9 protein-coding genes are annotated in these 14,455 nt (G+C 47.6%); 4 read left to right on the top strand and 5 right to left on the bottom strand.

Translation table 11 applies throughout. From position 1 onward, the window contains the following. Positions 1-7: 7 nt before the first annotated feature. The gene (locus OB236_RS29900; RefSeq protein WP_262687207.1) at positions 8-1,939 is read right to left on the bottom strand and encodes a DUF2334 domain-containing protein; all 1,932 of its coding nucleotides are present in this window, start codon (positions 1,937-1,939) and stop codon (positions 8-10) included. A gap of 240 nt (positions 1,940-2,179) precedes the next feature. Next, a complete protein-coding gene (locus OB236_RS29895) occupies positions 2,180-5,386 on the bottom strand; it encodes a beta-galactosidase (RefSeq protein WP_262687206.1) in 3,207 nt (1,068 codons plus the stop codon). A gap of 87 nt (positions 5,387-5,473) precedes the next feature. On the opposite strand from OB236_RS29895, the gene OB236_RS29890 reads away from it, so the two are divergent. Next, positions 5,474-6,631, top strand: coding sequence for a LacI family DNA-binding transcriptional regulator (locus OB236_RS29890; protein WP_262687205.1), 1,158 nt, complete (start codon positions 5,474-5,476; stop codon positions 6,629-6,631). A 36-nt stretch (positions 6,632-6,667) separates the two neighbouring features. Here OB236_RS29890 and OB236_RS29885 read toward each other — a convergent pair whose 3' ends face one another. After that, positions 6,668-7,438 (bottom strand): class I SAM-dependent methyltransferase, encoded by a 771-nt coding sequence (locus OB236_RS29885; RefSeq protein ID WP_262687204.1) that lies wholly within the window; start codon positions 7,436-7,438, stop codon positions 6,668-6,670. Between the two features lie 379 nt (positions 7,439-7,817). Between OB236_RS29885 and OB236_RS29880 the strand changes: the two genes are divergently transcribed. Then, entirely contained in the window at positions 7,818-9,356 is a 1,539-nt protein-coding gene (locus OB236_RS29880) for an ATP-binding protein (protein WP_076234538.1), read from the top strand. A gap of 7 nt (positions 9,357-9,363) precedes the next feature. On the opposite strand, the gene OB236_RS29875 is transcribed toward OB236_RS29880, so the two are convergent. Beyond that, complete coding sequence (locus OB236_RS29875; protein ID WP_262687203.1) at positions 9,364-9,762, bottom strand: hypothetical protein; 399 nt, start codon at positions 9,760-9,762, stop codon at positions 9,364-9,366. Positions 9,763-10,133: 371 nt separating this feature from the next. Continuing rightward, complete coding sequence (locus tag OB236_RS29870; RefSeq protein WP_262687202.1) at positions 10,134-12,029, bottom strand: PrkA family serine protein kinase; 1,896 nt, start codon at positions 12,027-12,029, stop codon at positions 10,134-10,136. A gap of 339 nt (positions 12,030-12,368) precedes the next feature. On the opposite strand from OB236_RS29870, the gene OB236_RS29865 reads away from it, so the two are divergent. Both OB236_RS29865 and OB236_RS29860 read left to right on the top strand, forming a co-directional pair. Then, entirely contained in the window at positions 12,369-13,268 is a 900-nt protein-coding gene (locus OB236_RS29865) for a DUF2161 family putative PD-(D/E)XK-type phosphodiesterase (protein WP_262687201.1), read from the top strand. A gap of 72 nt (positions 13,269-13,340) precedes the next feature. Then, a complete protein-coding gene (locus OB236_RS29860; RefSeq protein WP_262687200.1) occupies positions 13,341-14,375 on the top strand; it encodes a polysaccharide deacetylase family protein in 1,035 nt (344 codons plus the stop codon). The last annotated feature ends 80 nt before the right edge of the window (positions 14,376-14,455 follow it).

Below are 14,455 nucleotides of genomic sequence, written 5' to 3'. Positions count from 1 at the left end.
ATAATACTTACGGATGCTGCATCTGTAGATCTCTGCTCTCGAAGGAAAGTGCTGTATCCATATAACCTTCCTCACGATTGAACAGGGCCAGGTCACTTTTACCATTCCCATCCAGGTCGTGGACAACCAGCTTGGAACCTGGCTTACCCCATGGGCCAAAGGTAGACAGCAGCGAATAGCCGCCCTCCTTGTTATTCAAATATACGGTAAAACGTCCGGCTTCCGCATTCCAGCGCAATACATCCTCGCGTCCATCCCCATTATAATCACCAAAACGCAGGATGCCATCCTCATTGGGTATGCCCAGCTCTTGCTTGGATTGCTTCCATTCCATCGAAGTGAGGTCCGCATTCCACTGACCGCCTTTGGCGGCACCCGGCCTTGAAGAGAATAGAGCAAAACTGCCTGTGTCCAGCTTACGAGGCTGCAGCTCGGCTGTGAGCTCATTATTGAATTTATACGATTTGATCGGTTTGACTAAACCTTTACTGACTACGTAACCAAAAAGCTGCAAACGATCCGTTGTCAGGCCAGCTACGACTACATCACCATCAGCCTGAGGCAAAACAAATAAATTTGCACACTTGCGAGGTTCCGTCTTCCAGCTGTTAGTCATCGAGAAACGATGTCCGTCTGAAGTAAATCGCTCAAGGGTCCCCGTTGGCTGCATGATCCACAGACTGTTCATTTTATCTTTGGTACTTCTGCCAAGCGCCGCTGCGGCTCCAGCCTTATAAGCAACATTGGCCCAAAGAGAGGAAGCTCCCTGAGGTTCATTGCGCATGCCATCAAAGGAGCCTGGAGTTACAGAAATGGATCCGTTATTTGTATCCCATCGGATCAGATCCGCCTGACCGTTGCCGGTTACATCCCCAAGCATCATTTTTTCTTTATCCTGCTGTGCGGAAGGGCTTAATTTCACACTATGTGCAGGGGTAAACGGAACGTAGTCCTGGATAGAAAAGAACGAGTAGTGCTTCGCTTTCAAGCCAAGAACAAGTTTTTGAAGCAAGCTTTTGTCCTGGCTTAAATAATGATACTCGGGCAATCCATCACGAATGATCGTCTCTCCCGTTTCGTCCACAACCGGAGCCAGATACTTGAATTCCAGAAAAGGATGAAAAAAGAAAGAGGCTACAATATTCGATTTGCCCACACGATCCAAAATCAGCTTTTCATCCTTATTTGAAGGAATATAATCGAACGGAGTAGGTACATATGCAGCCCCCAGAGAGGATTGCCCGTACCCGCTGTTACGCTCTATCACATATTGGGCAACCGGCGTATTCCGGTTTGTCTGCACATCGGCCTGGTAATTCAAGCCAAAATAATTACGAAACATTTTATCCTGCTCAGGCGTTGACCGATAATGTGGTGATTCCCAGAAACGCGGCTTGAGTCCCGCATTTTTAAAAATGTTAAGTCCGGCCTGCAGTCTCGGTTCCGCAAAAGCCGCAGACATCGTTTCCTCGGAGCCTGGATTATTGAACTCATTCCCGATTCCTGAATCCTGATGTCCGTCATCACGGCGAACACTGCCCACCTGGTGCGTATATCCATGCATACCCAGTGTTGCTCCATTGGCGACCGCATCCTTCAATACCTTCTGATAGGCCGCTATGTAAGGACTATCCGCTTGATCAAGTGAAACGTCATAAGGGCTTCCATCCGCTGGCATGCTGATCCACCGTGGAATGACGGCCAAATGGTACACGACCTGCTGATCACGTAAATATTCAAGCACCGTTCGAAGCTTACCCAGCTGTTCCATCGTTTCATACTGTCCGCCTGGGCCAATATCTTCAAGCCTCATAAGCACAAAACGCGGGGTGCTGGCTTCCCCTTCAACCGTAATAATTTCATAAGCCATGAACAACATACTTATCACAACGGCACATAAGGTATATTTCAACCATCTGTATTTAAGTAGCATGGTCATTGTAATTCAAGCTCCCCTCTAGCTGCTATACCCAAATAATTAAAACGCTTACATTTTGATTAGGTTTCTCTATGATGATGGGTTTACTACGATGATTGTAGCAGATTTTTAGTGCTGCGAACATCATTTTCTTTTTTAAAAATAGGGACAAGGTCCTGGATTAGAACCCTGCCCCGTTTGTTGTATAAAAGATCTGGAATTCCTGTTGAATGGGTCTCTGCTTATGGACAAATATAGCTGTTACCAGCTCATAATCGTAACTTCTTCCGGCCTGTATACAGCCGTGATTTCACCTTGAAGATCAGCTGCAAACATAACCGTCCGTTCGCTTTCCACGACAAAAGCATAACCTACCCCGGTAACAGGATCCTTGATTCTGATATCCGTATCGATCGCATACTCCGAGACAAAGATGTACAATGCACCATCACGAAAGCTTAGCTTGCGACCATACAAACCCGGGCAATCGCCTCCCTGCTGCCATTCCAGCTCCTCTGAAACCCCTGATGCCGCTAACGCCAGCTTATACAGCTCCTCTAATGGCTCGATTCGTTCGTTCAACTCTACCGGCAATGGGCACCAGATTAACCGACCTTGCCCCAGTTGTACATCTGTTAGCTTAGTGTTGCCTGTGTATCCCATCGAGCCCGCGCCTTCGCTGGCAGACCCTGCTTGCGTCGGTGCAGGCTTTTGCTTATTGGCATCGGCAATCCGCGCACCGCCGAATGAAACCGGCAGCTTCCGTCCGCTGATTTCGAGCAGCTCTTCACGCAGCAGGTTGGTCACGACTGTCGGGCCGACCTCGGCCGTAAGTCTCGATTGAGGACGCCAATATTCATCCAGACCTACAGGACCGGTAATGAGCAGCACGCCTCCTTGCTCACTAATATGAGCAACAAGCCTATCCAACGCCTCCGTACTGAAGTTGTGCGCGCTTGGTACGATAATCAGCTTCGGTGACCAATCCGATAAAGAATCCAAATGATATTCGCTTAAACCACGTGCATGCACATTCATGCTGTAGGAGAGCGTACGCACCAGCTTCGTTGTGGCCTCATAAGCCAGCTTGCGATTCGAGAAATCGTTCGAATACGGAAATACTACAGCTGTTTCCTCAAGCTGACGCTCGACAAACAGGTCACGAATCGATTCCATAAACTGTCCAAAATCATACGATACGCCTGCTTCCGGCTTCTCTGTTCCGTCTGCCCGCAGCGCTCCAATATTCGATTCATTGATATTATTCATATAAAAGTTCGTATTCCAGATCCACTGCACTGCGCCCGCTCCGCCAGTCGAGAACGCATAAGCATACTTACGCTCCAGGATATTGCGCAGCTCTGCTTCATTCCTTTTAGCCCGACCATCCGGCGTTTCTACGTACATAATACCCGTTTCCTGAATCAGGTTCGGCTTGTCAGCTGCCTTCGTAAAGACACCATCCCATACGAGGTCATCCATTTTCCACCAGGAATGAACCGTCGTATAATCAACCGCCTCTGCGTAGAAAAACGGAGATGGACGCTGCGCTCCGAGACCCTCATCCTGCCCAACCGTAACCAGCTGCTTTGGTTGAATAGCTCGGATCGTCTGGATTAATTTGGCAGCCCATTGATTGTGCATCTCCATCGTAAACAAGGTGTAATCGAGCCAAGGTCCACCTTTTTTTGCCAAATTTTCAGTCGTTCTAAAATTTATGTCATTCGGTTCAGGCAGCTGAGCCGCTTCAAAAGTTGGCAGCTCATCGGGCGTCATATTCCAACGTTCCTGCAGTAAGCGGACGGAGCCATGACGTTCTTTTAACCAATGAGTAAAAGCTTTACGCTCGAAGGGATCCTGGCATGAACGTGGGCCAGAGAACAAGCGGCGCGGATCGAACATGGTAGGCTCATTAATCAAGTCCCAATGTACATTTGTTGATTCCTTATGGCGCGATACAATTGCTGCAATAAATCGTTTCTGTGCTTCCACACTTCGCGGGTCCAGATAAGGGTTCACACCATCCCATGCTTCCGGTGTAAAAGCGAAGAAGTTGAAGGTAACCTCCAGTTCGTATCGTTTGGCCGTCAGTACAAAAGCATCAATAGCCCGCAGCACTTCCTCATATGGATGTCCATCGACAAACATCACACTGCGCCAGGCCGTCCAAATACCGGTACGCAGCATATTGATACCAGCCCGTTTCATCTGTGCCATATCCCGATCCCATACGGCCACATTCGGCATAAACAAGAACTTTCTGGCCACATCACTGGTCATATAGGTCATACCGACCACAGGCAGAGGACGGCCATTTTTCCAAAAATAATCACGGTCGACGCTAATCATTTCACCCTGCTGCAGCCACTGGCTATCCATGCCCCAGAAGCCTTGACGCAGCCGGCGAGTTTCTCCATCCGTGGATACCGCCTCACATTCCACAATATAAAAGCCGGCCTCCACCGGGATTGGCAGGCTGTTGCGGACAAATCCAAGCTCAGGTGAAGCCAGCTGCTTCGTTTCGCCCTGCCATAGAGTCGTAAACTGATCGTCCTTGTAAGAAAAGCTTGGGTCCGCAATCATCGCCGTACTATCGTTTGCCTTCTTCAGCTTTAAGGTAAATGTCCATTCTGCATCCGTACCGCTACCACTGCCAAGTCGTTGAAGCTGTAAGCTGGTCGTTACTTTATCGCCTTGCTCGTAAGAGGCATAATTGGTTTTCAGCCACAGCTCGGTAACACCAAGCGATGTATAACGACTCCATGCCAGCAGCGCATTTACCCCTGCGCCCTCATGCCAGAACGCTGTACTCAACTGCTGATTAATCATAATCCAGCGTCCACCGGCATAGGCGCCCTTCGTATTTTCAATCAGGACGGCAGGAGCTGCTGCTTCCTGACTCACCCTGCCTGCGGTTACACCAAACATCAAGGGTACAATATGCGCATCCATAGGTCCGCTTGATCCGAGCTGTCCAGGCTGATCATCCACCTTGGTCACATGGAGCACCAGGCCGTATGTAGGTTCAATTGTGAACAAGTCGATCGAGCCTTCGAATAAAGGAATATCCATGTTCGCTGTAAGTCTGGCAATGGGTGAAGGATCGATTGCAATCGCTTCATGGATGTTCAACTGCTGATGATAGCCGGTTTGTTCGGGTTCTTCTATCCAGGATGAGGTGTCTAAGCCCACTTCCCTGTCATCGAATACCGGTACCTTGTAGGGGGCTCCCCCCAAATGCACAAGACCCTTTCCCTGACGCAGATGCTCAATAATTGCCGTCCATGCTGCCTTGGGTACATAGGGTCCATGCAAATGAATCAAAGTATCGGCATACGGCAGCTGCTCTGCAAGCTCGTGGGCATTGGCAATTATCGCATGCTCACGTAGCTGCTTCAAAGCCTCTGCATCAGGGCGCACTCCTGCATAAGGAAAGCTTTGATCGTAAAATACAACGGATTTACTCATTCAATTAACCTCCATTATTGTTAGGTTTGTTAGGTTCACAGACGGTTTTCCGTGAATCACTTTAATGGTATGATGAGGTTTAGTCAATTGAATTTGTACGAGGGGATGATTCCTTTATCCAGCCAGCATACCAAAATAACGATGCAGCTCATTGCTGACCGATTGGGTGTTTCCAAATATACGGTGTCACAAGCATTATCAGGCAAGATCGGGGTCAGTGAAGCCACAAGAGCTGAAGTGGAAGCTATGGCAAGGGCGCTTGGCTATCGAATCAAATCGGACAAAAGAAGTGCCTATCCAAAACCACCCAAGACAGTCTCGGATGCTGCCTCGGACTTGCCCTATGCTGCTGATCTAATCGGCGATAAGGATGTGCCCCACACTGAAGCTGCTCCTGCTTATGTAGCCATTTGGGTCCATGATGCACAACGAAAAGAGCCCAGCTTCTGGTCACGCGTACTGGGCGGGGTGATACTTGGGTGCAGCAACAATGGGTGGCAGACGCAGGTGCTTTCGTCCGACAAGCTGCTGATGGACAATCCGATGTCTTCTCCACTCACGGACATAACCAGTCCAGCCTGCCTTGGCTCTGTTGTGCTGGGTACACTTCCGATCCGCTCACTCCATAAGCTCGCTCAGCTGCATCAAGCTAATGACCCGATTATTCTTGTTGATCATGAGGAGCCGCTCATTCGTGCCGATTGTATATTGAATGCCAATCTGGAGGCTGCCCGGTTGGCTTGCCGCCGGATCATATCACAGGGTTGTAAGCGAATTGTATTTGTGGGAAAGGATCTTTACTCTGTTAGCTTTCAGGAAAGATGGTGGGGCTGCCGCCAAGCCTTGGATGAATACTCACGCCAATTAGAGGGTTATTCACTGAGAAAATGGACCATCTCCTATGGTCAGCCCATATGGGAGCAGCAGTTGGCCAAACGTGTGGGCGCATCTTCATCTGAAGAACTGCCGGATGGCTTTGTTTGCGCCAATGATGAAATTGCGCTCAAGCTGTTGAAGCTGCTGCAGGAGCAATCGATACCTGTGCCTTCAAGATGCAAGGTGATTGGTATCGATAATATCGATGCCAGTGCCAGCTCCACACCTCCACTAACTACAGTGGAGCTGGCCAAGGAATTGCTCGGCACCAGAGCCGTGGAGGCCTTGGAGCGTAATCTGACTCATCCGAGTGTACATTCGGAAAAAGTTATTTTGTCCGCTCGCCTAATAACACGGGGATCGGGGTAATGGGCTGCTGTTCGTAATTGCTGGTTTCTGCTGCTCCTAAATCACAGTTGCTGCAAACCGCAGTCTACGATAATCCGCGATCCATCGTTCACCGTCAAACAACTGCGTATGCAGCAGCTGTTCACAGCGCACATAAGCTTCCTCCCGTTGTTCCGGGTCCAGATTGACAAAGAACATGCCCGCGAACGCGTCCAACCAATATCTAAGCCCGTTCACGCCTCCATCAAGCGGTGTCGGCCTGTCGTAATGCTCCATGGAGCACACTTCGAAGCCATGCTTCTCCAGCTGGGCACTGTACGTACCGATTGCCGGGAAGTACCAGGGATTGAGCTTATCAGCATCTATACCCCATGTGCCAAGAACCTCCGATATAGCCTGAGCTATCGCACCTATATTACCTTTGCCTCCAAACTCGGCCACAAACCGTCCATGTTCCCGCAGCGCCAGTCTGACCGACTGAATCACACGCTCGGGCTCTGTCATCCAATGCAGCGCGGCGTTGGAGAACACAGCATCGAAGGACTCCTCCATACGAAAGGTGTGACCGTCAGCTACTGCGAACCTTAATGACGGATATTTGCTTCTCGCTTGAGCAATCATCTCCTCCGAACCGTCAATTCCCATACAATCTGCGCCGAGCTGCACAATTTCCTGAACCAGATCACCAGTCCCGCAGCCAAGGTCCAGAATCCGCTCATTCCGCTTCGGCGCCAGCAGCCCGACAACACCTTTTCCTAACCGTGACACATAGCTAATATTGCTGTCATAATGATCGGCATCCCATTTACCATTAACCTGTTTATTCATTTTCCTTCAGCTCCTTTTATTCCATTATGCAACCTACAACTTAATAAGTTAAATATATTAAATTAATCAATATTATAGCTTTTTCCTATTAAATATACACGCTATTGACTTGCTTCCTATTATTGATTACACGCTGCAGCCAATTTGCGACGTATTATCGACATTAAGTGCGACAGCGGCGTGTTCTGTTCATTTTTTTAAAAGATTCCATTTACTTATGAAAACGAGTAGCTATATAATGGATTCATTATTCGTTGAGATTTAAACCACAGTAGATTTATGACTAACTCTTCGATTACACCTCAAATTCCTTCATACCATCTACAATATCGAAAGTGCTAAACCTTTTGTGAAACGATGCAGGCAGGTGAAAAAACATATGCAGAAAATCCCAGTCACACGTGATGGAAAACGAGGCTCCGATATTTTAATCGTCCAATCTGATGAGGTGGTCAAGCTGGAGCAAATCAAGGACAAGGAATTCGTTATTCATACGGCTACCGATAAATATTATTGGGCTGCTTCGCTTGAAGCTTTTGAAGAAGCTATGTATGAGGAAGGCTTCCGACTAATCGATCAAATGAATGTGGTCAATATGAACCATGTTACCGAATATGACATCAAAAAAGCGGTAGTATATTTGAAACCCGAGAATGAGACCTTCTCGAAAACTGCATCTGCCGCGTGGATTCATAAAGATCATATTATCAACGTGAAGAGCATGCTCGGTGAGTTGAAAAAGCTTGACAAAAGCAATAACCCGGATGAATTTCAGGATGATATATTTGAAACTATTCTCGCGCAGGAGGAGGACAACCGTTTTGCCCGCTCTTATGCGATGATTCAGGCAATCTATGAGCGAAAAAAAGCGGAGAAGCAACTGGAGCAAAGCGAGCTTCGATACAAATCATTATTCCAGAATAACCCCGATCCTATCTGTTCTTTTGATAGCCATGGGCATTGCACCAGCGCTAATCCTGCTATCTTCTCCATAACCGGCTATTCCGAAATCGAGCTATTAAATAAGTCGATTCATCATCTGATTATTCCTGAGCATCTGGACCGTTGGCATAAGCAATTTACCGGAACGATGAGCGGAGAAACCCATCAGTATGAGATCAGCTTTCTACATAAAGATGGTGGGATTGTCGAATTGAGCATACTGAACGTCCCCATAGTAGTCAACGGTCAGATGAGCGGCGTATACATGATCGGCAAAGATATCAGTGAGCGCAAGCGTGCCGAGGAAATGCTGATCCGCTCCGAGAAACTGTCGATTGTTGGTCAACTGGCCGCTGGAGTTGCGCATGAAATCCGCAATCCGTTAACCTCCTTAAAGGGCTTCGTTCAATTGATGAAGTCCAAAATATCAGGATACGAATCCTATTTCGAGATTATGCAGGACGAGCTGGAGCGAATCAACTTTATCGTCAGTGAATTTCTTGTGATTGCGAAACCGCAGTCGGTTGTTTATCAGCCGAGGGATTTGAGAGTTATTTTGCAAAATACGATAGTTCTCGTAGGCTCACAGGCAGCACTTCACAATGTTGAGCTGATCACGGAGGCCTCGGCTAATCTGGCATTAATTAATTGTGATGAAAATCAGATCAAACAAGTATTTATTAATGTACTGAACAACTCCATCGAATCGATGAACGAAGGCGGCCTGATCCTGATCGAGCTGCAAATGAAAGAAGCGAACCAAATTATGATCCGCTTTACTGACCAAGGCTGTGGCATCCCGGAGGAGCGAATTCCGAGGCTCGGAGAGCCGTTCTACACCACGAAGGAAAGAGGCACAGGCCTTGGACTGATGGTCACATTCAAAATCATCGAAAATCATGGTGGCAAACTGCGAATAACAAGCGAGATCGGCGCAGGCACCACTGTTGAAATCACGATGCCTGCCATGTCATAAACATCGATTAATATACATTACCAGGGTAAGGCGGATAATAAGGCTGTTGCGTCGGATATGGATACGGATATGGATAGGGATATGGATACGCCTGATAGGGGTACGGATACGGATAGGGTACCGGATAATAGGATGGATAATTATAAGCCTGCGTCAATGCAAGCGGGAGCAACAACGAGTTGTTGAATCCTCCATGAAAGCCATTACCATGGAAATCATTACCGTGAAATCCACCACCGCCATGAAACCCACCCCCATGATGTCCGCCGCCACCATGTCCGCCGCCATGTCCGTCTCCATGTCCACCTCCATGAAAGCCACCACCTACGGGCTCACGTGAAATAGATATCGGCAGCATTTCATTTTGAAGCTGGGCCTGCTCCTGTGTTCCATTTTGTTTAGTCATTTTAACTCTCCCTTATCCATCTGGAATGGCGATTCTCACCGTACATCATATGTACATTCGCCTACTAGGTGAGTTTGTGAAGGAAAATGGGCGCTGCATGGCAACTTGAATTTACATTTACATTTACCCTTGATTAGACAGCTCCTGTTTGTGAAGCTTGATCGTGAATACACTGCCTTTTCCCCTTAAGGATTCTACCAATTTCGCCGCGATGTGCCTTCATAACATGTTTTCCGCCCATCGAGCTCTTCGCTTAATTCAAATTCCCAGGTCATATCATACCGGAAACTCAAGAAACCCGTAATCGCAAATAACCAGCACCGTCCGTGTCCTCCTGGGAACAACGGCGGGGCTGGTTCAAAGCTTAACTTTTATCGATTTAACAAGCTGCCCACATAACGCAGCAGCTCATTGGCTGACGAGGCGGTATACCCATGCTCTTCCACCAGTCTGCTGATCACCTCGTTAATTCGCTTCAGCTGCGTTTCATCCGGTGTTTTGGTCGAAGTCGTAATTTTCACAATATCCTTCAGGTCGGTGAACAGCTTCTTTTCGATCGCTTCACGAAGCCGCTCATGACTACTGTAGTCAAAGCGGTGACCTTTACGTGAATAGGAGGACATACGGATCAGGATCTCTTCGCGGAACGCTTTTTTGGCATTCTCGGAAATACCGATTTGCTCTTCGATCGAACGCATCAGCCTTTCGTCCGGATCCATTTCCTCGCCTGTCATCGGGTCCTTCACTTTCCCCCAATTGCAGTACGATTCAATATTATCGAGGTAATTGTTGAACAAGGTTTTGGCAGATTCCTCGAACGAATACACAAAGGCCTTTTGGACTTCTTTTTTGGCCAGATCGTCGTATTCCTTGCGGGCTACCGAAATGAAATTCAAATAACGTTCTCTTTCTTCCTTCGTAATGGAAGGATGCTGATCCAATCCGTCCTTTAGAGCACGTAGCACATCAAGCGCATTAATAAATTGCAGGCCCTGACGAATCAAAGCACTGGAAATCCGATTGATGACATAACGCGGATCAATGCCTGACATCCCTTCCTCCAGATACTCGTTCTGCATTTCCTTAAGGTCAGCTTCCTTGTAGCCCTCAACCTCCTCACCATCATACATCCGCATTTTTTTCACTAAATCCATACCTTGCTTTTTCGATTCCTTAAGCCGTGTCAGTATGGAAAAGATCGCCGCTGCGCGCAAAGAGTGAGGCGCAATATGAATATGGGCCATATCGCTTTGCCCGATCAGCTTTTCATAAATTTTCACTTCATCCGATACCTTCAAATTGTATGGAATCGGCATCACGATCATCCGCGACTGCAAAGCTTCATTCTTTTTGTTGGCAATAAATGATTTGTACTCCGATTCATTCGTATGGGCAATAATCAGCTCATCAGCAGAAATTAACGCAAAACGTCCTGCCTTGAAATTCCCCTCCTGTGTCAGTGACAGCAAATTCCACAAAAATTTCTCATCGCACTTCAGCATCTCCTGGAATTCCATAATGCCCCGATTCGCTTTGTTCAGCTCTCCATCGAACCGATAGGCACGCGGGTCGGATTCAGAGCCGTACTCCGTTATGGTTGAAAAGTCAATGCTGCCCGTCAAATCAGCAATATCCTGCGACTTGGGATCCGATGGGCTGAACGTGCCTATGCCTGTGCGGCTTTCCTCGGAAATGAACACCCGCTCGACCATCACATCCTCGATCCGGCCTTGATATTCTGTACGCAGCCTCATTTGGCAGGAAGGACAGAGACTCCCTTCGATCTTCACACCGAGCTCCTGCTCCACATCAAAGCGCAGCTGCTGTGGAATCAAATGCAAAGGCTCTTCATGCATCGGGCAACCTTTAATGGCATAGACGGCTCCCTCGTCAGTTCGTGAAAATTGCTCCAGGCCCCGCTTGAGCAGCGTCACAATGGTGGACTTGCCTCCACTCACCGGACCCATCAGCAGCAGAATCCGCTTCCTGACATCCAGACGCCTTGCTGCAGAATGGAAATACTCTTCCACAAGCTTTTCTATCGCATTGTCAAGACCAAAAATGTCCTGATCAAAAAAGCGATACCGCCGTTTATTAGCCTCGTCCCCGATTCCCTGTGCAGCCAGCATGCGATATACCCTGCTATGGGCGGTCATTGCGAGGTAGGGCCTTTGACGAACCATCTCAATATATTCGGCAAACGTTCCCGTCCATGCCAATCGGTCGATTTCCGTGCGATGGTCCGAAATTTTTTTGAATATGTCCATGGGTTAACCTCCTAAGAGTTTTCCGAAGGAAAACTGACTTCGTAAGCATGTGCCGTTCGTAAGCATGTGCCAAGTTTTCCGAAGGAAAACTGACTTCGCAAGCATAAACCGTTTTTTGAAAAGAGAGCTGACTTCTTACGTTAGGGACGTCGCCTATGCGGTACCATCAAAATTGAAGTGTAATAAATAAGTATGCAATGAAGGAGGATAAGTTGACCTAAAATTTTAGACAAAAATTTCAATATTGAAAAAGCAGCCGTATAAGATTTCAACGATTCGATCTGTGCTATAATAGTTGTAATTTGGGTAAATAACCCTATACAAAGGAGAGCGACAACCGTGCCGATCAAAACCGAGACCGAGCTCTATGCACCGGTTAAATCCTTCTTCGAGCAGCAAGGCTATTCAGTCAGAGGTGAAGTTCGCCATTGTGATCTCGTCGCTATCCGTGGTGAAGAGCAGCCAGTTATTGTTGAATTAAAAAGATACTTTTCGATCCCACTGCTCCTACAGGGCATTGATCGGCTTCGTCTAAGCCGTTGTGTATACGTCGCTTTTGAGCTTCCGAATAAGGGACGCGCTCCTCATGGAGCCAGTTGGCCGGAGCTGCGCAAGCTGTGCCAAATGCTCGGAATTGGCATGATAACCGTACAATTTTTTAAACGAAAGCAGCCGGCTGTACATATCGAATGCCATCCATCCAAGGCTCCTGAGGACATGTTAACAGCCTCGCTTCCTTTAACAGCAGCAGCTTCTTCACCGGATTTAAGCTTGACCTCACCCTCGTTGTCCTACATAGCTGCATTGGATGAAATAGATGAGACCATCAGTGTGACTGGTTGTGTGTCTGACGCTACGCTGTACACGCCAACCAAGCTGCCTCGTCTCAATAAAAGGGCGGCAGAAGGCATTGTGAAGGAATTCAAAGAGCGTCGGGCAGATTACAATGTAGGCGGCAGCAGCAAGCGAAAGCTGATGACTTCGTACCGTGAGAAGGCACTCCATTTGGCACAATTGCTTCATCACCACGGCACCTTAAGTCCCCTTCGCCTGCGTCAATTAACGGGTAACTCCAAGGCCGCCGGCTTATTACAAAAAAATTATTATCGATGGTTCCAGCGAGTCGAACGAGGTGTTTATCGTCTGAGCCCGCTTGGAGAAGAAGCGCTTGTTACTTATGGGCACGTGGTGGCTGAACTTCCGCCGTTGCCTGTACTTTCAAGCACATCAGGCAATTAGATACAGGTATAAAAGTGTACACAATCCATATGCATAGTAGTAGATTTTCCCGAAGGGAGTTGTCCAAGGGCTATGAATCGTCTGCTAAAACCAACTGAAGGACCTTTGAAGAGCTCTTTCATTTCCTATAAATGGTATGCTTTACTACTATGCTGTCTAGTGCTGTTGATCAGTCTATCTTGGTCACGGCTCATCTCACCGTCTGTACGTTCTGCTGAATCCGATATACCGCTGCAAATACAAACGCCTTTTGACAGCCAAATGTCTGAACCCTTGAAGCCCTCCGTTTATATGTCTATGTTTCCTGATGCCTCAACAGTACCTGCTGCTCCAGCAAATGACCCTATATCTACAACTGAGACTTCGGCTTCGGTTGCATCAGAAACTGCCCAAACAGTAGTTGCTCAGGCAACTACCCAGCAGCAGCCCCAGCACATTCCCGTATTAAACTATCACAGCATTACTATTGATCCCGGCAATCGCGCTGTCATTACACCAGCTAAATTCGAGGAGCAAATGCTCTATTTATCCAAAAACGGCTACCATACGCTTACGCTGCAGCAATTTATCGATTATATGGATGGGACAACAACCTCGCTTCCGAAGAAACCTGTTCTGCTCACCTTTGATGACGGATACGCGGATAATTACGAGCATGCCCTGCCGCTGTTAAAACAACTGAACTTTCACGCTACGCTCTTTGTATCCCCCGGCACAACTGAGGACGGGTATTTCCTCAATTGGGATCAAATCAAGGAAATGCATGAAGCAGGCTGGGATATACAACCTCATGGCATGACGCATCCTCACCTGCCCAAGCTATCTGCAAAAAGCCAAGCCTTTGAAATCAGTGAAGCCAAACGTCAAATTGATGAACAGTTGAAGATCAATACGACTGTATTTTGCTATCCTTATGGTGAAAAAAATGAGACTACACTGAAACTGCTTCAAGAGCATGGCTTCCGTTATGCCTTCACCATTGATCAAGGCTTAACCACACGTGACCAGAACCGCCTGCTGTTAAAGCGCTTATTTGTGAATGGCGAGGAATCTATTGAACCCTGGATAGCCCGACTTGAGCAGGGATCAGTCAAAGTCAAATCATGACTTGCTTGATAATCTGGATAGTAATAGAAATGGGCGATGCAGGAGATAATAACCTCCATATCATTCATGAATAGGATAAG

The organism is Paenibacillus baimaensis, assembly GCF_025567575.1.
The sequence above is the reverse complement of the archived record's forward strand: the minus strand, read 5'-3'. Positions and strand labels throughout refer to the sequence as shown.